Origin of the sequence: Flavobacterium labens (genome assembly GCF_048286755.1) — a bacterium.
Classification (GTDB): Bacteria; Bacteroidota; Bacteroidia; order Flavobacteriales; family Flavobacteriaceae; genus Flavobacterium.
Map to the genome: position 1 here is coordinate 66,304 of NZ_JBLVPL010000006.1, position 23,028 is coordinate 89,331.

The following is a 23,028-nucleotide window of genomic DNA, read 5'->3' on the forward strand; positions in this document are numbered from 1 at the left end:
AGAAATGAAAATAAATAGCCCAGTTAAAATTTTATTGGTCGATGATTTGCCCGAAAATTTGTTTGCTTTAGAAGTAATACTTTCTAATGAAAATTATTTATGTGTTAAAGCAAATTCCGGTAATGAAGCCTTAAAAATTCTGTTGCACCAACAAGATTTTGCCATCATACTAATCGATGTGCAAATGCCGATGATGGATGGATTTGAAACCGTAGAATTAATTCGCCAAATCGAAAAACTAAAACATGTTCCGATTATTTTTTTAACGGCGAGCATGGATAATTCTCAGCAAATTTTCAAAGGGTATCAGGCAGGTGCTGTTGATTATATGATTAAACCGCTTTCGCCGGAAATATTAAAAGCAAAAGTGACTGTTTTTGTGGATTTACATACTAAAAATCAGGAATTATTAGTTCAGGCAGAACAACTGAAAAAACTTAATACTGATCTTATAGACCAAAAATTACGTTCTGAATATTCTCTTAGTCTTATTGAAGCAAGTCATGACCCTTTATTTGCAATTAGCACAGAAGGGAAAATAACCGATATGAATAATGCATCGGTAAAAGTAACCGGCATAACGCGTCCTAAATTAATTGGAACCGATTTTTTTGATTATTTTACTGAACCGCAAATGGCACGTGAAGTATATCAAAAAGTGTTTGAAAATGGATTTGTTGCTGATTCTCCACTAATCCTTCGTCATAAAAATGGCAAATTGATTCATGTATTATTCAATGGTTCAGTATATAAAGATGATAAAGGAAACGTTCTGGGAGCAGCGATTGTAGCCCGAGATGTGACTAATCAAAAAATAATTGAAACAGAATTGATTGAAGCTAAAGTTTTTGCGGAAAACTCCACTATCATAGCTGAAAATGCAGTAAAAGCCAAACAGCAATTCTTGTCGAATATGAGTCACGAAATCCGTACACCAATGAATGCAATCATTGGATTTACAAAAGTGGTACTCAGAACAGATATTACAGATAAACAAAAAGAATATTTAAACGCAATAAAAATAAGTGGTGATGCTTTAATCGTACTTATCAACGACATCCTTGATTTGGCAAAAGTAGATGCTGGTAAGATGACATTTGAGAAAACACCTTTCAAAATGAAATCTTCCATTGCTGCCATGCTTCATTTATTTGAAACCAAAATTCAGGAAAAAAACTTAAAATTGGTTAAGGAATACGACAGTAAAATCCCTGATGTTCTGGTGGGAGATCCCATTCGTTTGCATCAAATCATTTTAAATTTAGTTAGTAATGCCGTTAAATTTACATCTAAAGGAAAAATTACTGTTAGCGTTGATTTATTACATGAAGATGATGATAAAGTAATACTCAAATTTGCTGTTACCGATACAGGAATTGGCATCTCCGAGGAAAAAATAGGAACAATATTTGAAAATTTCCAACAGGCAACCAGCGAAACTTCCCGTTTGTATGGTGGAACTGGGCTGGGTCTTGCTATTGTAAAACAATTAATAGAACCACAAAACGGAACTATTCGTGTAAATAGCACTATTCATAAAGGGTCAACATTTAGTTTCACATTACCTTTTCAAAAAACAAATTCCGATGTAGAATTGGAAAATGAGTTAGCAGAAATAGATTCAGAAATGAAAAATATAAAAGTATTAGTAGTAGAAGATATTGCTCTTAATCAATTGCTAATGAAAACACTTTTAGATGATTTTGGATTTGAGCTTGACATTGCCGAAAATGGTAAAATAGCGATTGAAAAACTCCAAGAAAAAGACTTTGATATCATACTGATGGACTTGCAAATGCCGGAAATGAATGGATTTGAAGCTACAAAATATATAAGGAATACAATGCATTCAATAATTCCTATTATTGCATTAACCGCTGATGTTACAACCGTTGACGTGGATAAATGTAAAGCTGTGGGAATGAATGATTATATTGCTAAACCAGTAGATGAAACCGAGTTATATAATAAAATTATAGGGACATTAAAAAAATCTAAACTTGATAAAAAAGAAGAAATTAGTACTATTCAAATTGAAAAAATAAAATACACTAATTTAGAATATTTACATCATAGGACTAAATCAAATCCAATATTAATGATGGAAATGATCTCATTATATTTAGCACAAACTCCTCCATTAATAAGCACAATGAAACAAAGTTTAGCCGAGCAAAATTGGCAATTGTTAGGTGCCGCCGTACATAAAATGATACCTTCTTTTTCAATAATGGGAATAGGTTCAAATTTTGAGAATATGGCAAAAAAAATTCAGGAATTAGCCACAGTACAAGAACAATTAGAAGGGATACACGACTTAGTGTTGCAACTTGAAGAAGTTTGTCTGCAAACTTGTATCGAATTAGAGGAAGAACTTAACACAATTAAAAAGAACAAAGTAACTTGACCTCACACGTAATTAATATAAGTTTCAATAATTAAATAAACCTATTTATATAAAAAGATTTCAAAAAGATAAAGCATATCTTTACATTGGAGAGTGATAAACAAAATCTACAACATCAAAAACTCTTGTCGTTTAGCATGTTTATTTAGAACAACATAATAGCAATTAGGTTACAGAAATAATTTTAATAAAATATATAGTTCGCAATCCAAACTATATATTTAAAATACAGACCTAAAAATGAAATTAGTCGAAAAGCCAACTCCTAAAAAATTAACATCAGAAAAAGAAATCAAAAAAAAATCTTTTACTGTTGTAGCTATAGGCGCCTCAGCTGGAGGACTGGAAGCTTTTAGTCTTTTATTAAAAAAATTACCTTCGGATACCGGTATGGCATATATTTATGTCCAACACTTAAATCCTGACCATAAAAGTTTACTGACTACAATTCTTTCTAAGATTACTGAAATGAAAGTACAGGAAATTGATAACATGGAAAAAATGGAACCCAATAATGTATATATAATTCCTCCTAATAAAGTAATTGAGGTAATAAATGGGCATATTCAATTGCTTCCACGTATTAAAAAAAATGCTCCTAACCTCACCATAGACTTTCTTTTTTCCTCATTAGCTGAAACTCACAAAGCAAATGTTATAGGTGTCGTACTTTCAGGTTATGCCAGTGACGGTAGGATTGGGCTCAAAGCGATTAAAGATGCTGGAGGAATAACCTTTGCACAAGACGAAACCGCAAAAGCCAGCAGTATGCCTAAATCTGCTATCGCTGCAGGTGCGGTAGACTTTATTTTATCTCCTGAAGAAATTGCCACTGAAATAATTCGCATCGCTAAAAATGGTATTCTTAAAAATGATGCTAAACAAAAAGATAAAAAAGATGAAATTGCCGTTAAAAATAACAGCTATGATTTAAATACCATTTTTGAACTTTTACTCAAACAAACCGGAGTAGATTTTAGTCATTATAAGATGCCCACCATCAAGAGACGGGTAAACCATAAAATGCAGCAATATGGAATAAAAACAGTAGAGGAATATGTAAAACTTTTACTTAATAAAAACAATGAAATTGAAATTCTTTATACTGACTTATTAATTAATGTAACCAGTTTTTTTAGAGAAACTGAAACCTTCAAATTTTTAAAAACGAATCTTTTTCCAAAGCTTTTAAATAGTAAATCTTCAGAAGATACGCTGAGAATATGGGTTCCCGCCTGCTCAAAAGGACAAGAAGCTTATTCTATCGCAATGATTATTAACGAATTACAGGAAAATAAAACGAATAAGATACCTGTTCAAATTTTCGCAACTGATTTAAGCGAGGAAGCAATAAGGGATGCTCGAATAGGAGAATATTCGCAAAGTGATATCGATGGTATTCCTAAAAAGTATTTGTCCCGCTTTTTTACTAAAGAAGGGGATAATTATCGTATTATAAAAGAACTTCGTGAAATGTGCATATTTGCACCTCACAATATTTTGCGCGATCCTCCTTTTTCACGTATGGATTTTGTGAGTTGCTGTAATCTTCTTATTTATTTTGATTCAGCTGCACAAAAAAAAGTCTTTACATCCCTACACTTTGCCTTGAATGATGGAGGATTTTTAATGCTTGGCAAAGCAGAAAGTATAGGAACATCATCACAACTTTTCACTCTATTAAATAATAAATTTAAAATTTTTTCGCGAAAAAATAATTTGGGAGTGAGAAAGATACTTGAATTAACACCTCGTTTTACGCGTACTAATATGTCCAGTAAAAAAGCAAATGTTTCCTCTAAAAACACAAGTGTGAATCAAGAAAATTTAGAAAACGCTATTGATACTACGCTTCTTTCTAATTACATGCCTGCATGTGCAGTAGTTAATAAGGACATGGAAATCTTGCAGTTTAGAGGTCCCGTTTCTTCCTACCTAGAACATGCTTCAGGCAAAGCCAGTCTTAATATCTTAAAAATGGCACGGCCTGAATTTGCTTTTGAACTTCGCAATGCGATTAATAAAGTAATAGAAACTAAACAACCCGTATACAAATCAGGCATTGAAATAAAAATAGATTCCGTTTTAAGAATGATGTCTTTTGAAGTTTGTCCCCTTAAAATTGAGTGGGATGAACCCTTACTGCTTATTGTTTTTAAACCTCAGGAATTGATAGAAAAATTTATCGATAGTGATTCTGACAACAAAAATAATACAACACTCAAAGACTTAAAAATAAAAAAACTGACCGAAGAGTTAAATAGTACCCGTACAGAAATGATTTCAATCATTGAATCGCAAGAAACTATTTATGAGGAATTACAGTCTGCAAATGAAGAAATAGTTTCGTCAAATGAAGAATTTCAAACCTTGAATGAAGAACTAGAGACCTCAAAAGAAGAAATTGAAGCCACTAATGAAGAGCTTATTTCGACCAATCAAGAATTACAAATGCGACATGATTTATTAATAGAATCACATGAGTATTCTGAAGCTATTATTGCTACTATACATGAACCAATGCTTATTTTGAATAAAAATTTTCATGTAATATCAGCTAATAAATCTTTTTACAAAAAATTTCTGGTCGACAAAGACGAAACGGAAGGTAAATTATTATTTGATCTGGGCAATAAGCAATGGAACATAATAAAACTGCGTCAGGTTTTAAATGAAATACTTTCGAAAAATAGTAGTTTCGAAAATTTTGAAGTAACGCACACTTTTTCTGGAATTGGGGAAAGAATAATGCTCCTCAATGCTCATTTGATTATTCAAAAAACAAACAGCGAACAATTGATTCTTCTTGCTATAGAAGATATTACGGACCGTTCTCGTTATTATCTAAAAGAAAAATATTTTCTTAATCTAATTGAAGCAAGTCTTGACCCTTTAATTACAATTAGTAATGAAGGAAAGATTACAGATATGAATCGAGCTTCAGTAAATATTACAGGTATATCTCGTGAAAAATTAAAAGGAACTGATTTCTTTGGCTATTTTACTGAACCTGAAAAAGCACGCACAATTTATCAAGATGTATTTGCTAAAGGCTTTATTAACAACTCTCCACTCAAGCTAATTCACAAAAATGGAAAACGCACTGATGTATTATTAAACGGATCCGTTTACAAGGATGATAATGGAAATGTTCTGGGTGCAGTTATTGTTGCCCGAGATGTAACCGATCAAAAAAGAATTGAGACCGAATTAATAGAATCAAAAGTATTTGCAGAATTGGCAACTTTAATAGCTGAAGAAGCTAAAAGTAAAGCTGAAGAAGCAACACGAATTGCAGAAGATGCGATGAAATCAAAACAACAATTTTTGTCCAATATGAGTCACGAAATCCGTACTCCTATGAATGCAATCATTGGATTTACCAGAGTGATATTAAAAACAGATTTATCTGAAAAACAAAAAGAATATCTAAATGCCATAAAAATGAGTGGCGATACATTAATTGCATTAATTAATGACATACTTGATTTAGCAAAAGTCGATGCTGGTAAAATGACTTTTGAACAAAAGCCTTTCAAAATGGAAGTTTCTGTAACTTCAATGCTTCAATTATTTGAAACAAAAATTAAAGAAAAAAATTTAAAATTAGTTACTAGTTATGACAAAAATATACCTGCTGTACTTTTAGGAGATTCTATCCGATTACACCAGATTATTTTGAATTTAGTCAGCAATGCCGTGAAATTTACTTCTAAAGGCAAAATTGAGGTCAGTATCAATTTATTATTTGAAGATGAAGAAAAAGTAATTATTGAATTTGCAATCACTGATAGTGGAATTGGAATTCCACAGGATAATATTGATTTAATATTTGAAAACTTTCAACAAGCTACTAACGGAACTTCCAGTCTTTATGGAGGTACAGGTTTAGGACTCGCCATTGTTAAACAGCTGGTCACATCACAAGGAGGAAATATTCGTGTAAAAAGCCAAATCAATGAAGGTTCTACATTTAGTTTTACTTTGCCTTTTCAAAAAACTAAAATAGATGCTGAATTAGAAACTACCCTAAAAGAATTAAATACTGAAGTGAAAAATATAAAAATATTGGTTGTAGAAGATATGCCGCTCAATCAACTATTAATGAAAACCATTTTGGATGATTTTGGATTTGAGCGCGATATAGCTGATAATGGAAAAATTGCTATTGAAAAACTTCTGGAAAAATCATATAATATTGTTCTAATGGACTTACAAATGCCCGTAATGAATGGGTTTGAAACTACAGAATACATTCGTAATACTATGAATTTAAAAATCCCTATCATTGCCTTAACTGCGGATGTTACAACAGTTGATTTAGAAAAATGTAAAGCTGTAGGAATGGATGATTATATTGCTAAACCCATCGATGAAAAATTACTATTTGCAAAAATTGTTGAGCTGACAAAATAAAATCCTATTAAATAAATTAAAAAGGTCTTTAGCAGTTCTCAAATTCTTTTTTAATGCAACATTAATCCCTAAATATTAGATTCCCTTTTTTGAAGTGTGTGAATGATATAACTTTTATTGACAATTATGTAACACTTTTAGTGTCTAACCGAAATACATTTGCTTTGTAATTAATTCAAGCACAAATGTTTGAAAAAAATATAACTCAAACCATTTCTCTTTTAATCAAGTAGACATCGAAAGTTAAACATGAAAATAAATTACAAAATCAATCTTTAAAAAATAAAATTATGAATCTTAAAAGAATCTTTGGAGCATTACTTACGGCACTTGGAATAGGTGGACTTATTTATACCGCAATATTATTTGCTGGAACATCTGGCGACATGACAGATGTTAAATCACTAATTATTTATGGCGTACTTGGTATTATTTTCTTCGTTTCAGGAATTAGCTTGGTTCGTACAACTAAAGACGAATCATAAATTACAACATAGTCTTTACCAATATTTTTGATATTTAATACCTTTAAACTGGGGAACAAAATAATTTAGATTAGCTTTTAATCTTTATTTTCCAAATGGTGCATTAAAAATTCCTCAAATAAATTTAGAATTAAATCGTTGCAATTTATAGCTACAATAGCTTCTCTCCGCTTTTTAAAATAGTCGAGAGAAGTTATTTCTACAGTGCAAAATATCTCATTTTATTTATTAAATCCTCCTTTTTTATAATAGTATATAAGTGAATCTTACAACTCATTGTAAAAATTATATAATGAATTTTAGATTTAAAAACGGAACTTTACTAAACACCTCTAAACAATAATTAAATAGAAACTGATGAAAAGTACAGCCACCAAAACTATTAAAAAAATAAAGTTGCAAGAAGGTAAAGGAAATTCAGAAAATACTATACCTGAGACAAAGGAAAATTGTCGCAATATTTTTGTAGACGAGTTAAAAGAAATTTACTTTAGTGAAAAAGCACTGATGCTATCTATACCTGTAATGATTAAGAATGCAACTACTGATGAATTAGTCGATGCACTCAAAGTACATTTGCAATTTACATTAGATCATCTAAAACGATTAGAAGATTTTTTTTGTTCAATTGGGGAAACAGATATTATACTAAAATATGATGCAATGTATGGATCAATTACACCTAAAGGATAAATAAGTCAGTAATAGTCCAGAGGCATAAAACAATACTGCCATTTTGTCAGATAGTCTGTTTTCTGGTTTGCCAGGTTGGCGCAACAGCATCAAGAACATAGGGGTTTTCCAACCTTCCGCCTATGACCAACGAAGTGGTACACGAGCTTGATACCTGTTAATCAGAATATTTTAAAAGACAATAGTATCTAACTTAATTTTTAAGAGCAATTTTATTTGTGCAATTTAAACTGCATGAATAGAATTGTTTTTAAGCTTATAACAACCTCATTTAAGGCATTTTAGTAATTAATTTATTTCTTTTTCCAATAAAGATACCATTAAATATAATTATCTTTATATCAACTTTTTAAGCTTTAAAACATGAAAACAAATCCATTATTCACACCAAAAAAAGTAGGTTCTATTGATTTAAAAAATCGAATTGTTATGGCACCCATGACACGATGTAGAGCAATTGGAAACATTCCTAATGAATTAATGGCAAAATATTATCAGCAGCGCGCAAGTGCCGGATTGATCATAACAGAAGGAACTTCTCCGTCACCAAACGGTCTTGGATATGCTCGAATTCCTGGACTTTTTAATACTCCACAAATTGAAGATTGGAAAAAAATCACCAGCGCAGTTCATGAAAAAGGAGGTAAAATAATCATTCAATTAATGCATTCCGGAAGAATTAGCCATCCGCTTAATATGTCTAAAGAAGCGGAGATATTAGCACCTTCTCAAGTAAAAGCAGCGGGGCAAATGTGGACTGATTCACAAGGACTTCAAGATTTTTCAGTACCAAAAGAAATGACTGTCCAAGACATTTTGAATGCAAAAGAAGAATATGTAACCGCTGCAAAAAATGCTTTATCAGCGGGTTTTGATGGTGTAGAACTGCATGGAGCAAATGGATATTTACTGGAAGAATTTCTTTCGCCCGTAAGTAATATCAGAACAGAGGTTTATGGTGGAAGCATTGAAAACAGATGCCGTTTTGTTATTGAAGTTGCCACTGCAGTTGCACTAGCTATTGGAAAAGAAAAAACGGGGATTCGTTTATCACCTTATGGAGTAGCAAGTGACATGCCGCATTATCCTGAAATAGAGGCTACTTATGATTATTTATCTAAAGAACTGAACAAGCTGGAAATAGCATACATTCATCTTGTAGATCATTCCGCTATGGGAGCACCAGAAGTTCCTTTGGAAATCAAAAAATTGATTCGTCATAATTTCAAAAATACGCTAATCCTTTGTGGCGGTTATACCAAAGAAAGCGCCGAAGAAGCTATTGAAAGCGGACTTACAGATTTGGTCGCTTTTGGTCGTCCCTTTATAAATAATCCTGATTTAGTGGAACGATTTGAAAATAATTGGCCTTTATCACAAGACCTTAATATGGATTTGTTTTATTCAGCTGATGAGAAAGGATATACTGATTATCCCGTTTATAAAGGTTGATAAAAGAATATGTTGAATGCTAAACATTGTTTCAAATCATTTTAAATCTAAGGTAAATGAAAGATATAGCACAATTATTAGCTTTATTAGGCGATGAAAAAGACTCTTTATTGAATCATGTCTGTAAAACAATTCCGAAGGATCAAATTCATTTGCCCAATCCCTCTCATATCGATACCGTTTTTTTATCCAGTAATCGAAACGGCCAAACGATACGAAGTTTGACACAATTATACCAACATGGGCGACTTTCAGGTACAGGCTATATTTCTATTTTGCCAGTAGACCAAGGAGTTGAACATACAGCAGGAAGTTCATTTTCTCCAAACCCTATTTATTTTGACCCTGAGAATATTGTAAAATTAGCGATTGAAGCTGGTTGCAACGCAGTGGCTTCTTCAATGGGAGGACTTGCACTGTTATCCAGAAAATATGCGCATAAAATTCCGTTTGTGGTAAAAATCAATCACAATGAACTCCTAACCTATCCTAATAAATACGATCAAATCATGTTTGGAAGTGTTCGAGACGCTTGGAATATGGGAGCTGTAGCTGTGGGCGCAACTGTTTACTTTGGCTCAGCGGAATCAGACAGACAAATTATAGCACTAGCAAAAGCTTTTGAAGAAGCTCATAATTTAGGTATGGCAACCATACTCTGGTGTTACTCGAGAAATGATGGGTTCATAAAAGACGGTGTCGATTATAATACCGCTGCTGATATTACCGGTCAAGCTAATTACTTAGGTGTTTCCATTCAGGCTGATATTATTAAACAAAAGCTACCTACTAATAACGGCGGTTTTACGGCAATAAAATTTGCCAAAACAAATCCTGATATGTATACCAAATTAGCCAGCGATCATCCCATAGACTTATGCCGCTATCAGGTAATGAACTGTTTCTCTGGGCGAATCAGTATGATTAATTCTGGAGGGGAATCTAAAGGCAAAACTGATTTGGCTGAAGCCATAAAAACTGCGGTCATTAACAAACGAGCTGGCGGTGCCGGAATGATTATGGGCCGGAAAGCTTTCCAGCGTCCCTTTGGCGAAGGCGTAAAACTGATAAATGCTGTTCAGGAAATTTACCTTGCTAAAGAAGTTTCTATTGCATAAAACATGCTTTTATAAATGGAACAAAAACTTCAATAACAAACCAAAATGCTGACTATATAGCTTTTACACCACCAAAAAGTGTGAATCATGTAACTTATTTTTACAATTTTATAATACTTTTAGATAGGAATAAAATGACCTTTGTAATATTATAATACTTTACTAATTGTTGTGCACAGTTGAAATAATTTCAAAAAACGTGTACAAATACTTAAAAAGTAGCATCTATCAAATAATAAAATATAGAAAATATGAAACCACAAATTGGAATTACACAAGAACATTTAAAAAATAGCATTTCTATCCTATCATCAGTTTTAGCGAATGAAATGACACTATATGTTAAATTAAGAAAATTTCATTGGAATGTTTCTGGCGAAAGTTTTATGGAATTTCACAAATTATTTGAGGGTCAATATACACAACTGGAAGCTTCAATAGATGAAATAGCAGAGCGCATCGGCAAATTAGGGGGGAAAACTATTGGTACAATGAAAGAGTTTTCAGATTTAACTATAATTAAAGAATCGCCTAATCATTACCCATCTCAAAAAGAAATGGTTACAGAATTATTAGAAGATCATGAAACAGTTATTATTCATCTTAGAAAAGATGTTGATATAAGTGCCGAAGAAAATAAGGATGCAGGAACTGCTGATTTCCTTACTGGTTTAATGGAAGCACACGAAACAATGGCTTGGACACTAAGAAGATATTTAGAATAATAGAAAACATAAACAAATGGAAAATTCAGAAAACGAAGTTTATTCAGCTTCAAAAAGTCATTGTAGAGTTGGTAAAATAACTCCTAAAAAAATTGAGGAAGATAAATCTACAACAACAGTAGATTTATAAAAATAGTAAGGTTAGGTTGGTTTTTTTGGGTTTGTTAAAGGGCTATTGTTTTTACAATAGCCCTTTTTGGTTCCAATAATTAAAATCTTCTTTTTTGATAAAAAACATAACAGTCCTAGTGTCTAAAACAGTGAATAGTATAAGTAATATAAAAATTTATATAACACATTTCAGGGATAAGAAATCGACCTTTATATTCTTAGTTAAGTACATGCATTATCCAAAAACATAATTTCACTTAAGGATTATCAAATAATCTTTTTCACAAACAATTACTATGGTAGCAGTTAAAAAAGAAGGCATTATAATTCAAAAAACGGCACTCGATTTTGAAAATGAAGCTGTGCTAAATCCTGCATCAATAAAAGAAGGAAATAATGTCCATCTCTTTTACAGGGCAGTAAGCAATGGGAATTTTTCAAGTATTGGTTATTGTAAATTAGACGGACCACTTACTATTGACAACCGAAACGAGACCCCAGTTATTATCCCTGAATTTGATTATGAGTCTCATGGTGTCGAAGATCCGCGCATTGTAAAAATCGATGATTTATATTATCTAACTTATACTGCCTATGATGGTATAAATGCTTTGGGTGCTTTGGCTTTATCCAAAGATTTAATCAAATGGGAAAAACAAGGCATAATCGTGGCACAAATAACCTATCAGGAATTTGTTGAGCTCTCTGAATCTCATAAACCAAAAAGTGAAAAATACTTTCGCTATAATCGACAGAGAGCCGTGCGAAGAAAAGACGGAGGAAAAGTGCTCCTTTGGGATAAAAATTTAATTTTCTTCCCAAGAAGAATTAATGGAATGCTTTGCTTTTTACATCGAATAAAGCCTGATATCCAAATTGTTGTTACTGTAAATGAAATAGCGGAACTCACACCTGAATTTTGGAAAAATTACTTTATGGATTTTGAAGATACTATTCTTTTAGCACCAAAATACGACCATGAATCAAGCTACATCGGAGGAGGCTGCCCTCCTATTGAAACGGAATTTGGTTGGTTATTAATCTATCACGGTGTAGAAGATACTATAAAAGGCTTTGTTTATTCCGCCTGTGCATCATTACTTGACTTAAACAATCCTCAAAAAGAAATTGCGCGATTACCCTATCCTCTATTTAAACCTGAACTAAGTTGGGAATTAAAAGGAGATGTAAATAATGTATGCTTCCCTTCAGGCACGGCTTTATTTGGTGATACGCTCTATATCTATTATGGTGCGGCCGATAAGCGCATTGGCTGTGCCTCTCTTAATCAATCTGAATTACTAAAAGAATTAATGCTAAACACTATAGATCATGATTAATAAAATCATCCTTAAACGTCAAAATATACAATCCATAAATATTTCAAAGAAAACTTATGGAAATGTGTTAAATAATTCACTGCATCAAGACACAAAAAAAGAGTTGCCTGAAATACTATTTATCACAACATATCCTCCAAGAGAATGTGGTATTGCAACGTATTCTCAAGACTTGATTAAAGCGCTGAATAATAAATTTCAGAATTCTTTTAAAATAAAAATTTGTCCTTTGGAATCGAATAATGAGCAACATAATTATACTGATGCTATAAAATACATTCTCAATACAGATCATCCGAATGCCTTTATCAATTTGGCAAATCAAATTAATATTAATAATAATTTACAAATGGTGCTGATTCAGCATGAATTTGGATTATTTAAAAACAATGAAGCTAGTTTAAAACAGTTTACAAAAACACTTCAAAAACCTGTAATTATTGTTTTCCATACCGTACTCCCCAGACCAAATCCATCATTAAAAACAAATGTTCAAGATATAGCAGAAGAAGCACATTCAGTAATTGTAATGACAAATTCAGCTGCGGAGTTATTAGTTAAAGATTATGGCATAGCAATAAATAAAATAACAATAATTCAGCACGGAACTCATTTAGTACCTCATTCTGACAAAGAGGAATTAAAAATAAAATACCAATTAGAAGGGAAAAAAATTCTTTCAACTTTTGGGTTATTAAGCTCTGGAAAAGGCATTGAAACTACTTTAGAAGCATTACCTAGAATAGTAAAAAAGAATAAAGATGTGGTCTTTTTAATTATTGGAAAAACCCATCCTTCAGTGGTAAAAGAAGAAGGCGAAAAATACCGTTTGATGCTTCAAGCTAAGATTGAAGACTTACAACTTCAGGAGCATGTTCAATTTATAAATCATTTTCTGCCTTTAGCTGAACTTTTAGAATATTTACAACTTACTGATATTTACCTGTTTACTTCCAAAGACCCAAATCAAGCAGTAAGTGGAACTTTTTCGTATGCTATCAGTTGTGGCTGCCCAATTATTTCAACTCCTATTCCCCATGCATGTGAAGTATTGAAGAATGATGTCGGAATTATTATTGATTTTGACAATCCAAAACAATTAGCTCAAAAAACAAATATGCTATTGCTTGATGAGCCGTTAAGAAAAAATATGGGTTCAAACGGGATACATCGAATTGCTCCTACCGCTTGGGAAAATGCGGCAATTGCTCATGCAATGTTATTTGAAAAAATTGGACAGAAAAACTTCAACTTACAGTATAAACTTCCAAAAGTTAATCTTGATCATATAAAAAAGCTTACCACTTCTTTTGGAATGATTCAATTTTCAAAGATTAATCAACCGGATATTGATTCTGGATATACATTAGATGACAATGCGAGAGCCATGGTAGCATTATGCCAACAATATGAATTGACAAAGGATTATAATGATTTAAAATACATCCAGATCTATTTCGATTTTATAAAATATTGTTTGCAACATAATGGATATTTTCTAAATTATATAAATGAAGAATATAATTTCACAAAACAAAATTACAAAACAAACTTAGAAGACTCAAATGGACGAGCTATTTGGGCTTTAGGCTATCTAAATTCCATTAGCGGCATTCTTCCCGAAGAATTAGCTAAAGATGCTGCTCTTACCATGGAAAGTGCATTAGAAAATGTTTTTGAATTTCACTCCACACGAACAATGGGTTTCATAATCAAAGGAGTGTATTACTACAATACAAAAAGCGCGTCACAACAAAACATTGCTATAATTAATAAATTAGCTGACAGGTTAGTGCAAATGTACAAACATGAAGCAGATAAGGAATGGGATTGGTTTGAAAGTTATCTTACTTATGGCAATAGCATTTTGCCGGAAGCAATGCTTTGTGCTTGGTTAGCCACAGACAAATTAATTTATAAAGAAGTTGCAAAATCATCCTTTGACTTTCTTCTTTCCAAAATTTTTCTAGAAAACAGGATTCAGGTAATTTCTAATAAAGGATGGCTGAAAAAAGAAAATCAATTGGTTCCGAGTCCTATAGGCGGCGAACAACCTATTGATGTGGCATATACTATTCTGGCATTAGGAAAATTTGCTACTGTTTATAAAAATGAGGAATACCTCGAAAAAATGGAAACTGCTTTTAACTGGTTTCTAGGAAACAATCATTTGCACCAGATTATTTACAATCCTTGTACTGGAGGATGTTATGACGGATTAGAAGAGGATTATATAAATCTAAATCAAGGTGCAGAGTCAACAGTGAGCTATTTGATGGCACGATTAACAATAGAAAAATCATTAAGAATAGATGGGAAAACTATTCCCGTACACATTGGAAATCCAAATAAGTTAGCAAAATTACCTTCAATAAAAATGAATCTTACTCATTAATATAATTTACAAATATGTAAATTATGTAATCTTTAGCTATAGTAATATAATATTTTTTTAGATTAAATGACTGAACTTTAAACTATTGTAATTCATTAATTATAATAACAGTTCTATTATATACAACACTAAAAAAATAACTATGAAAACAACAAAAAAATTAGGCATCTGGATGGATCATTCTATGGCTCATTTAATGGAATTTACCAATAAGCATTTTGAAATAGAAACCATTGAATCCGAACTTGACAATCAGGAAAAAATTGAAAGTTTAGCGAAATCTGAAAATTCAAATTTTAGTAAAGAGAAAAAACAACTTTTTGAATACTATAAAAAAATTGGAGAAGCCATTAAAAATTACAAACGTGTAATTCTTTTTGGACCAACTGATGCAAAAATAGAACTCTTTGATCTCTTGAGTGAAGACACCCGTTTTTTAAAAATTAAATTCGAGATTAAAGACACTGATAAAATGGACGAAAATCAGCAACATAATTTTGTCAAAGAATACTTTTCAAGAGCATAATCAAAACTTTATACAATTATAAATCAACTTAAAAACTTTTAAAAATGAAAATAAGAACCATAGGAATCGTCATGATTATTTTAGGAATAATTATGTTACTGTACACCAGTTTTAATTATGTAACAACCGAAAAAGTAGTTGATATAGGTCCTATTCAAATCAACAAGGAAGTTAATCATCCTATAAGTTGGTCTCCAATTATAGGAATTATACTTGCAGTAGGTGGTGTCGTTTTAATCGTGGCAAGCAATAAAAAAGAAGCTTAATTCTGATAATTAGAGTTTTAATTTATTGGATGTGTGAATAATGCAACATTATATAAAAGTTATATAACACATTTAGCTACAATTATAAAGAATTTTGCAAAGCAGATTATCTTAAATAAAGCCTCGTAAAATAGAAGCTAAGTTTAGTTATTCTTAAAGTATAATAAGATGAATAAAGAGAAATCAATTGTAGTACTAAATAATCTTATTGAAATCAATAATGATAGAATTCAAGTTTATGAAACTGCAGCAATAGTTACCGAAGAAAGTGATTTAAAAGATTTGTTTTGTGAATTCCAACAAACAAGTAAAATTTTTAAATCAGAACTGGCAGAAGAAGTTCAAAAAATGGGCGGAATTCCTGTGGATATAATTAAAAAAAATAGCTTTTTTGTGAGACTTTGGATAAATCTCAAAGCAAGTCTTATTAATAAAGACAGAGAAAATATTTTGAAAACTCTTGAATATAAAGAATTTGTAGCTATAAAAAGCTATAAAGAAACCTTGGCTGATAATTTTGATCATCTTACCGCTGAGCTTCTTATCATCGTTAAATCACAGCAAATTCTTTTAACTGCGCATCATGATAAGGTAAAAAAGTTAGGAGATTTAATGTTGTCTTAAAGCAAATATTTTTTTTCTAATTTCCTTTAAGTCAACACTTAATTCGCATCCATAAAAAACACAAAAACCAATGAATAGTATAGTAGCCGCCAAAAAAGAAAGTATAATCAGCTATTTGAAAGAAACTTTTAATGACGTAGGCAAAATTACATTATTTGCATCGCGTTTTTTCAAAGAAGTAATTAGGCCTCCTTATGAAATCAAGGAATTCATAAAACAATGTTACGTTATTGGGTATAAATCTTTGCCACTAGTTACCATCACGGGATTTATAATGGGTTTAGTACTTACGCTACAATCAAGACCAACATTAGCCAAGTTTGGTGCAGAATCCTGGTTGCCTAGTATGGTTGCACTTTCATTAATCCGGGAAATTGCTCCCGTAATTACCGCTTTGATTTGTGCTGGTAAAGTTTCTTCCGGTATTGGTGCTGAATTAGGTTCTATGAAAGTGACAGAACAAATAGATGCAATGGAAGTTTCGGCAATAAACCCGTATAAATATCTAGTTGTTACAAGGATTTTAGCCACAACGCTTATGATTCCGCTTTTAGTGATTTATGCCGATGGTATTGGGATTATAGGAGGATATGTAGGTATAAATATTCATAGTGATGTTAATATGTATCGTTACCTCTCACAAGTTTTAGAATCAATTACTTTTTTAGATATTTTTCCGGCGACTATGAAAACTTTTTTCTTTGGTTTCTTTATTGGAATGATTGGCTGTTATAAAGGATTTAATGCGGCTAATGGAACTGAAAGTGTTGGAAAAGCGGCTAACTCAGCCGTAGTTACTGCTTCATTAACAATATTTATTATTGATATGCTTGCTGTACAAATAACTGATTTATTTTTCTAAAATGATACAAGAAATAACAACAACAGCTCCTACTCCTATTTCTAAAACTAATAATCCAGTAATAGAAATAAAAGAACTTTATAAATCCTTCGGGAGTAATGAAGTGTTAAAAGGAGTTACTTTCTCTGTAAATAAAGGAGAAAATTTAGTGGTATTGGGAAAATCAGGTTCTGGAAAATCAATAACTATAAAATGTATAGTTGGTTTAGTAGTTGCTGACGAAGGTGAAATAAATGTATTTGGCACTGATATCACAAAAATAGATAACACTGAGCTTAATGAAATAAGAGTCCGCATAGGTTTTCTTTTTCAAAATGCAGCGTTGTATGATTCCATGAGTGTTCGAGAAAATCTCGGATTTACGCTGAAACGACATGCTAAAGATTTATCTGCTGAAGAATTAGAAAATCAAATAAAAGACGTTTTGGAAAGCGTAGGTTTAAGTGAAGCAATCGATAAAATGCCATCGGAATTATCAGGAGGAATGCGTAAAAGAATTGGACTTGCGAGAACTCTTATTCTCAAACCTGAAATAATATTATATGATGAACCTACCACTGGATTAGACACGATAACTTCAAGAGAAATCAGCGAATTATTATTAGAAATCCAAAAAAAACATAAAACATCTTCGATTATTATTACCCATGATATGGCTTGTGCAAAACACACTGCTGATCGGCTTGTGATTCTAAAAGATGGTGTAATACATACCGAAGGAACTTACGAAGAACTAGAAAAAAGTGATGACGAATGGGTTCGTTCTTTTTTCCTATAACCAATAAAAAAATATAAAATGAATAAAGAATCTGGATATCAATGGAAATTAGGAATGTTTGTAATCATAGGGTTGGCACTTTTTGTTACAACAATATATTTTGTTGGAAAACAGAAAAATTTATTTGGCTCTACATTTGAATTGAATTCAAAATTTAATTCGGTGAATGGACTCGAAGTAGGGAATAATGTTCGTTTTTCGGGTATTAACATAGGTACTGTCGAAGAAATTGAATTTCTTACGGATACTTCTGTGGTGATTAAATTAGTCATAAAAGAAGAAGTTCGTAAATATATCAAGAAAGATGCTATTGCAAGTATCAGTTCTGATGGTTTAATGGGAGATAAAGTCTTAGTAATATCGTCTGGAAAAAACTCTAAAGTAATTGTAGAAGACAATGATAATATTGCTTCAAAGCAAGCTATAGAAATGGAAGATTTAATGGTCAGCGTCAAAAAGAGTGTTGATAATGCCGGTGTAATTACAGCTCAACTTGCTCAGTTCAGTTATAGCATGAACAATGGAAATGGCGCTTTATCTAAATTAGTCTCCGATGAAGAATTTGGAAACAGTATAAAAAATATGGTTACAAATCTTGAGAACAGTTCTAATGAATTTAAAAAATTTACTGTCAAAATGAATGATGGGAAAGGCGCGCTTTCAAAATTAGTAAGTGATGAAAAAATGGGCCGAATGATTGACTCTACTTTAACAAATGTAAAAACAGGAACGGAAGGACTTAATGAAGTTATAGAAGCTGCAAAGCATAATTTCCTGTTAAGAGGCTATTTCAATAAAAAGAAAAAAGCTGAAGAGAAAAAACTGGATGAGCTTGAAAATCAAGAGGAAATAGAAATGAAAAAGGAATTAAATATAGGTGCAAAATTTGATACTATAAAATAGTTTTTTGAAGCATAACACTGGATAGCAATATCTTGAAATAGTTATCCTTAAGCGCACTAAATTAAGAAAAGACTTATTTTTAAACACCTAGAAGTGAGAATCCTACAACTTTTTAATAAAGTTATATAACATTTGATTTTAAAGCACGGAGTACCTTTACAAAACTATAAATATTTTGAACTTTTAAATGAAAATGAAAATGAAAAAAATGAAATTTATTCTGTCTTTCATCATGCTTGGATTATTAATTTATTCTTGTAACAATGATGATACAAATGCGAGTTACCCGTATGCAGTAAGATTGACTGATGCTCCTGGACCATACGACGAAGTGAATGTAGACATACAAGGTGTAGAAGTAATTGGTGAAGATGGCAAAACTGTAGCACTAAATGTAGAAAAAGGTATTTATAACTTACTAGAATTTTCTAATGGTGTCGATACATTACTTGCAACTGATTCACTGGAAATTTCTTCAGTGAAACAAATAAGACTTATTCTAGGTGCTGATAATACAGTAGTTCTTAATGGTGTAAGTTATCCTTTGAGTACACCAAGTGCCGAACAAAGCGGATTAAAACTTCAAGTTAACCAAACACTTCAAGAAGGGATATTGTATACTGTCCTTTTGGACTTTGATGCCAATAAATCAGTGGTTAAATTAGGAAATGGCGGATACCAATTAAAACCGGTCATTAGAACAATAGAAAAAGCTATTAGCGGTTCTATAAAAGGTAAAATTACTCCAATAGGAACTATGGCAGTAGTTGAAGCAACCTCATCAACAGCAGTAAGTTATACAAGTAATGTAAATGAAAATGGGGACTTCCTAGTAATGGGACTTCCTCCTGGGACCTATACCATTACCATCACTCCTGCTCTACCGTCATTGCCTGTAACAAAAACTGATGTCGTAGTTACAGCCGGTATAACAACTGATATAGGCGCTTTTATTATATTATAAGATGATTGTATAAATGTTGCTTTATAATACAAAAGCAACATTATTAACAACCTAATACATTTAAAATCATTAAAAACATCATTCCATAATGCGATGTTTTTAATGATTTTATTTTTTACACTTAAATAAACAGTGCCTTACCAAATAATCTTAAAATTTAATTCATCATGAAAACAGAAAAAGAACTTAATGACGCTATTCTTGAAATTACTATGAAAATTCGGAATTATTATCCCGAATTATCTAAATATTTATCAGAGATGCCCGTAACTATTCCTGATATTTCAAATCCTGAAATAAATATTAAAACACTAACGGATTATTATGAATCACTAGAAAACATATTGAAAAAATACATTCCAAATCATAACCCCGATTCAAACCAATAGAACTGTTTATTGTTATAGTAATCAAAAATGATATAAGTGTACACTCCATTTTTATTGATCTTTTTATAAAATCAGTGAATATAACAACTAATCACAAAAGTTATATAACTGATTTAGGCCTTAAACGCGCCAACTTTGTAAAGTGAAAATTATTTCGCATACAATACACACAAAAAAATGAATTCAATAGAACTAACAGGAAATTGGGAAGAGCAAAAAGAAAAATTAAAACAAAAATTTGCAGCTTTGACCGATAATGATTTATTTTTCACAGAAGATAAAAAAGAAGAAATGTTGGGAAAACTCCAAATTAAATTGGGTAAAACCAAAGAAGAAATTCTAAAAATTATAAAGTCCATATAATAATTTTATATCAAAAAAAAAGTTGTTTGCCCCTATAATTATGGTACTTACTTTTAAAACCGTAGCATAATTCAAAGTAGCAACATTAACTGCTACTAATTTGAATTATAAAATGGGTAAACAAAAATTTCTAATCACATCAAAAAATTTAATATTAAACTACATAAAATGAAAAAGACACTTTTTACCCTTGCAATAACAACCTTCATGGCTGGAACCGTTTTAACAGGTTGTCAAAATACTTCAAAAAAAGAAGAAGCTGCTCAAGATAATGTAGAGGATGCAAGAGAAAATCTTGATGATGCAAAAGAAGAATTATCAGATGCACGAAAAGTAGCAACTGAAGAAGAATGGAATGCATTCAAAGCAAGTACTAATGCAACGATTACTGAAAATGAAATGAGAATCGCAGAGATGAAAGCCAGTATGAAAAAAACCGGAAAATCAATCGATGAAGAATATGCTAAAAAAATTGACGCTTTAGAGCAAAAAAACAATGACATAAAAGCTACGATTGAAACGTATAAAAATGATTCCAGTAGTGATTGGGAATCTTTTAAACAAGAATACAATCGTGATATGGATGAACTTGGAGAGGCTATTAGAAACCTCACAGTAGACAACAAATAGTACATTAAAAAGACGAGTTATACAACTCGTCTTTTTTTTGGCTGATTCTTTTTTGATTTAAAAAATATCTGATAATAAATCATTTAAGGTGTGAATAATGTAAACTTAACAAAAAGTATTGTAACAAAGTTTGTCCATAAGATGCGGATATTTGTAGTATAATAATTCAATAACAAAAACAATTAAAATGAAAAATTCAAACAAAATATTTTTTGCTTCATTAGTATTAAGTTTCATGAGCTTTACCAGCGCACAAGCGCAAGAAAAAACCCCATCTTATGGTTTTAAAGGTGGATTAAACTTCTCTAATTTTTATGTAGATAATGTGGATGACAGCAACATGCTTACAGGTTTCAATGCTGGTTTATACGCTAAATTCCCAATTACAAATAGTATTGCAATTCAGCCTGAAATTAATTACACAACAAAAGGTTCTGAGCAAATATACGATAACGGAGTAGTTCAAGGAAGATCAAAATTCAATATCAATTATATTGAAGTACCAGTTTTATTGGTTGCAAATATAACTGATAATTTTAATGTGCATGTTGGTCCATACGCAGCGTACATGGTTAGTGGAAAAACAAAAAATGATTCGAATTTTGGATCTTCTGAAAGCGAATTAGACACTGATGATTTCAACAAATTAGACGCTGGTATTTCTGGTGGTCTAGGAATCGATTTTGATGTAGTAAACTTTGGTGTTCGTTACAATTATGGTTTAACTAAAATAGGGAAAGACAATAGCTTTACTTCGTCAGACGCAAAAAATAGTGTTTTTAACGTTTACGTAGGATTGAGATTAAACTAAAAAACAATAATTAATCATTAAAACCTAAAAATTATGAGCAATTTACTTTACACAATCGCAGTAATTTTAGTCCTTTTTTGGGCTATTGGATTCTTTGCATACAGCGCAGGATCAATTATTCATATACTTCTCGTTATTGCAGTTATTGCAGTTATATTTAGAATTATACAAGGAAGAAAAATCTAATTTTTCTTCCTATTTAATTAAAAAAAACAAACAAAATATAAATCATTAAAAACTAGAAATCATGGGCAACCTTCTTTACACAATCGCAGTTATTTTAGTCATTTTTTGGGCTATTGGATTCTTTGCATTCAGCTTAGGATCAATTATACACGTACTTCTTGTTATTGCAGTTATTGCAATACTATTTAGACTAATACAAGGTAGAAGTATATAAATCAAATAATAAAACAATAAAATACATAATTATGAAAGCAGATAAAATAATATTAGGAGTTTTAGGTGGCGTAGCCGTTGGAGCATTATTAGGAGTATTGTTTGCACCTGAAAAAGGGGACAAAACAAGAAAAAAAATTATGGATAAGAGCAACGATTATGCTGATGAATTAAAAGACAAATTAGATACTTTATTGGGAACAATAAATAAAAAGTATGAGAAAATTTGGAGCGAAGGCGAAAGTTTAATCGCTCAAGGAAAATCAAAATTTGATGATGCAAAACATGAAGGTGAATCATTACTTTCTGAAGGAAAATCAAAATTTTACGATGCAAAAAACGAAATTAAAAATACAAGTATCTAATACGAT

Annotated in this window: 23 protein-coding genes; all 23 read left to right on the forward strand. The window is 31.3% G+C overall.

Features of this window, described 5'->3' with window-relative positions; genetic code table 11:
* The first annotated feature begins 4 nt into the window (after positions 1–4).
* The 23 genes from ACNQF8_RS12730 (at position 5) to ACNQF8_RS12840 (ending at position 23,022) form a co-directional block, all read left to right on the forward strand.
* Positions 5–2,407 (forward strand): response regulator, encoded by a 2,403-nt coding sequence (locus tag ACNQF8_RS12730; protein ID WP_417953683.1) that lies wholly within the window; start codon positions 5–7, stop codon positions 2,405–2,407.
* Positions 2,408–2,647: 240 nt separating this feature from the next.
* Positions 2,648–6,823 carry a chemotaxis protein CheB gene (locus ACNQF8_RS12735; protein WP_417953684.1) on the forward strand — a complete coding sequence of 1,392 codons (4,176 nt, stop codon included), beginning with the start codon at positions 2,648–2,650 and terminating at the stop codon, positions 6,821–6,823.
* 290 nt (positions 6,824–7,113) lie between these two features.
* Positions 7,114–7,308, forward strand: a complete 195-nt coding sequence (locus ACNQF8_RS12740; protein ID WP_315207589.1) for a hypothetical protein — start codon at positions 7,114–7,116, stop codon at positions 7,306–7,308.
* 357 nt (positions 7,309–7,665) lie between these two features.
* Positions 7,666–8,001, forward strand: coding sequence for a DUF892 family protein (locus ACNQF8_RS12745; protein ID WP_417951599.1), 336 nt, complete (start codon positions 7,666–7,668; stop codon positions 7,999–8,001).
* 363 nt (positions 8,002–8,364) lie between these two features.
* Positions 8,365–9,453 (forward strand): alkene reductase, encoded by a 1,089-nt coding sequence (locus ACNQF8_RS12750; RefSeq protein WP_417953685.1) that lies wholly within the window; start codon positions 8,365–8,367, stop codon positions 9,451–9,453.
* A gap of 56 nt (positions 9,454–9,509) precedes the next feature.
* A complete protein-coding gene (locus ACNQF8_RS12755) occupies positions 9,510–10,571 on the forward strand; it encodes a class I fructose-bisphosphate aldolase (protein ID WP_417953686.1) in 1,062 nt (353 codons plus the stop codon).
* Positions 10,572–10,822: 251 nt separating this feature from the next.
* Positions 10,823–11,296, forward strand: a complete 474-nt coding sequence (locus ACNQF8_RS12760) for a Dps family protein (RefSeq protein WP_417953687.1) — start codon at positions 10,823–10,825, stop codon at positions 11,294–11,296.
* Between the two features lie 407 nt (positions 11,297–11,703).
* Complete coding sequence (locus ACNQF8_RS12765) at positions 11,704–12,747, forward strand: glycoside hydrolase family 130 protein (protein ID WP_417951595.1); 1,044 nt, start codon at positions 11,704–11,706, stop codon at positions 12,745–12,747.
* Positions 12,740–15,142 carry a glycosyltransferase gene (locus ACNQF8_RS12770; protein WP_417953688.1) on the forward strand — a complete coding sequence of 801 codons (2,403 nt, stop codon included), beginning with the start codon at positions 12,740–12,742 and terminating at the stop codon, positions 15,140–15,142. The genes ACNQF8_RS12765 and ACNQF8_RS12770 overlap by 8 nt, the downstream gene beginning before the upstream one ends.
* Before the next feature lie 142 nt (positions 15,143–15,284).
* Complete coding sequence (locus ACNQF8_RS12775) at positions 15,285–15,668, forward strand: hypothetical protein (RefSeq protein ID WP_417951593.1); 384 nt, start codon at positions 15,285–15,287, stop codon at positions 15,666–15,668.
* Between the two features lie 44 nt (positions 15,669–15,712).
* Positions 15,713–15,934 (forward strand): YidH family protein, encoded by a 222-nt coding sequence (locus ACNQF8_RS12780; protein ID WP_315207605.1) that lies wholly within the window; start codon positions 15,713–15,715, stop codon positions 15,932–15,934.
* A gap of 168 nt (positions 15,935–16,102) precedes the next feature.
* Entirely contained in the window at positions 16,103–16,558 is a 456-nt protein-coding gene (locus ACNQF8_RS12785) for a PA2169 family four-helix-bundle protein (RefSeq protein ID WP_417951592.1), read from the forward strand.
* Between the two features lie 103 nt (positions 16,559–16,661).
* Positions 16,662–17,420 carry an MlaE family ABC transporter permease gene (locus tag ACNQF8_RS12790; RefSeq protein WP_315207756.1) on the forward strand — a complete coding sequence of 253 codons (759 nt, stop codon included), beginning with the start codon at positions 16,662–16,664 and terminating at the stop codon, positions 17,418–17,420.
* 1 nt (position 17,421) lies between these two features.
* Positions 17,422–18,198 carry an ABC transporter ATP-binding protein gene (locus ACNQF8_RS12795; RefSeq protein ID WP_417953689.1) on the forward strand — a complete coding sequence of 259 codons (777 nt, stop codon included), beginning with the start codon at positions 17,422–17,424 and terminating at the stop codon, positions 18,196–18,198.
* Positions 18,199–18,216: 18 nt separating this feature from the next.
* On the forward strand, positions 18,217–19,101 hold the full coding sequence (locus tag ACNQF8_RS12800; RefSeq protein WP_417953690.1) for an MlaD family protein: 885 nt from the start codon (positions 18,217–18,219) through the stop codon (positions 19,099–19,101).
* A 199-nt stretch (positions 19,102–19,300) separates the two neighbouring features.
* Positions 19,301–20,065, forward strand: a complete 765-nt coding sequence (locus ACNQF8_RS12805; protein WP_417951589.1) for a DUF4382 domain-containing protein — start codon at positions 19,301–19,303, stop codon at positions 20,063–20,065.
* 167 nt (positions 20,066–20,232) lie between these two features.
* Positions 20,233–20,454, forward strand: coding sequence for a hypothetical protein (locus ACNQF8_RS12810; protein ID WP_315207615.1), 222 nt, complete (start codon positions 20,233–20,235; stop codon positions 20,452–20,454).
* 177 nt (positions 20,455–20,631) lie between these two features.
* Positions 20,632–20,817 (forward strand): CsbD family protein, encoded by a 186-nt coding sequence (locus ACNQF8_RS12815; RefSeq protein WP_417951588.1) that lies wholly within the window; start codon positions 20,632–20,634, stop codon positions 20,815–20,817.
* Positions 20,818–20,985: 168 nt separating this feature from the next.
* Positions 20,986–21,447 (forward strand): sll1863 family stress response protein, encoded by a 462-nt coding sequence (locus ACNQF8_RS12820; protein ID WP_315207622.1) that lies wholly within the window; start codon positions 20,986–20,988, stop codon positions 21,445–21,447.
* Between the two features lie 187 nt (positions 21,448–21,634).
* Positions 21,635–22,258, forward strand: coding sequence for a porin family protein (locus ACNQF8_RS12825; protein ID WP_417951587.1), 624 nt, complete (start codon positions 21,635–21,637; stop codon positions 22,256–22,258).
* A gap of 33 nt (positions 22,259–22,291) precedes the next feature.
* Positions 22,292–22,444, forward strand: coding sequence for a lmo0937 family membrane protein (locus ACNQF8_RS12830; protein ID WP_315207626.1), 153 nt, complete (start codon positions 22,292–22,294; stop codon positions 22,442–22,444).
* A gap of 61 nt (positions 22,445–22,505) precedes the next feature.
* Entirely contained in the window at positions 22,506–22,658 is a 153-nt protein-coding gene (locus ACNQF8_RS12835) for a lmo0937 family membrane protein (RefSeq protein ID WP_315207628.1), read from the forward strand.
* 31 nt (positions 22,659–22,689) lie between these two features.
* A complete protein-coding gene (locus ACNQF8_RS12840) occupies positions 22,690–23,022 on the forward strand; it encodes a YtxH domain-containing protein (protein WP_315207631.1) in 333 nt (110 codons plus the stop codon).
* Positions 23,023–23,028: the final 6 nt, after the last annotated feature.

Coding starts and splice junctions, on each gene's coding strand:
- ACNQF8_RS12730 (WP_417953683.1), top strand. CDS start 5: ATGAAAATAAATAGCCCAGTTAAAATTTTATTGGTCGATGATTTGCCC.
- ACNQF8_RS12735 (WP_417953684.1), top strand. CDS start 2,648: ATGAAATTAGTCGAAAAGCCAACTCCTAAAAAATTAACATCAGAAAAA.
- ACNQF8_RS12740 (WP_315207589.1), top strand. CDS start 7,114: ATGAATCTTAAAAGAATCTTTGGAGCATTACTTACGGCACTTGGAATA.
- ACNQF8_RS12745 (WP_417951599.1), top strand. CDS start 7,666: ATGAAAAGTACAGCCACCAAAACTATTAAAAAAATAAAGTTGCAAGAA.
- ACNQF8_RS12750 (WP_417953685.1), top strand. CDS start 8,365: ATGAAAACAAATCCATTATTCACACCAAAAAAAGTAGGTTCTATTGAT.
- ACNQF8_RS12755 (WP_417953686.1), top strand. CDS start 9,510: ATGAAAGATATAGCACAATTATTAGCTTTATTAGGCGATGAAAAAGAC.
- ACNQF8_RS12760 (WP_417953687.1), top strand. CDS start 10,823: ATGAAACCACAAATTGGAATTACACAAGAACATTTAAAAAATAGCATT.
- ACNQF8_RS12765 (WP_417951595.1), top strand. CDS start 11,704: ATGGTAGCAGTTAAAAAAGAAGGCATTATAATTCAAAAAACGGCACTC.
- ACNQF8_RS12770 (WP_417953688.1), top strand. CDS start 12,740: ATGATTAATAAAATCATCCTTAAACGTCAAAATATACAATCCATAAAT.
- ACNQF8_RS12775 (WP_417951593.1), top strand. CDS start 15,285: ATGAAAACAACAAAAAAATTAGGCATCTGGATGGATCATTCTATGGCT.
- ACNQF8_RS12780 (WP_315207605.1), top strand. CDS start 15,713: ATGAAAATAAGAACCATAGGAATCGTCATGATTATTTTAGGAATAATT.
- ACNQF8_RS12785 (WP_417951592.1), top strand. CDS start 16,103: ATGAATAAAGAGAAATCAATTGTAGTACTAAATAATCTTATTGAAATC.
- ACNQF8_RS12795 (WP_417953689.1), top strand. CDS start 17,422: ATGATACAAGAAATAACAACAACAGCTCCTACTCCTATTTCTAAAACT.
- ACNQF8_RS12800 (WP_417953690.1), top strand. CDS start 18,217: ATGAATAAAGAATCTGGATATCAATGGAAATTAGGAATGTTTGTAATC.
- ACNQF8_RS12805 (WP_417951589.1), top strand. CDS start 19,301: ATGAAAAAAATGAAATTTATTCTGTCTTTCATCATGCTTGGATTATTA.
- ACNQF8_RS12810 (WP_315207615.1), top strand. CDS start 20,233: ATGAAAACAGAAAAAGAACTTAATGACGCTATTCTTGAAATTACTATG.
- ACNQF8_RS12815 (WP_417951588.1), top strand. CDS start 20,632: ATGAATTCAATAGAACTAACAGGAAATTGGGAAGAGCAAAAAGAAAAA.
- ACNQF8_RS12820 (WP_315207622.1), top strand. CDS start 20,986: ATGAAAAAGACACTTTTTACCCTTGCAATAACAACCTTCATGGCTGGA.
- ACNQF8_RS12825 (WP_417951587.1), top strand. CDS start 21,635: ATGAAAAATTCAAACAAAATATTTTTTGCTTCATTAGTATTAAGTTTC.
- ACNQF8_RS12830 (WP_315207626.1), top strand. CDS start 22,292: ATGAGCAATTTACTTTACACAATCGCAGTAATTTTAGTCCTTTTTTGG.
- ACNQF8_RS12835 (WP_315207628.1), top strand. CDS start 22,506: ATGGGCAACCTTCTTTACACAATCGCAGTTATTTTAGTCATTTTTTGG.
- ACNQF8_RS12840 (WP_315207631.1), top strand. CDS start 22,690: ATGAAAGCAGATAAAATAATATTAGGAGTTTTAGGTGGCGTAGCCGTT.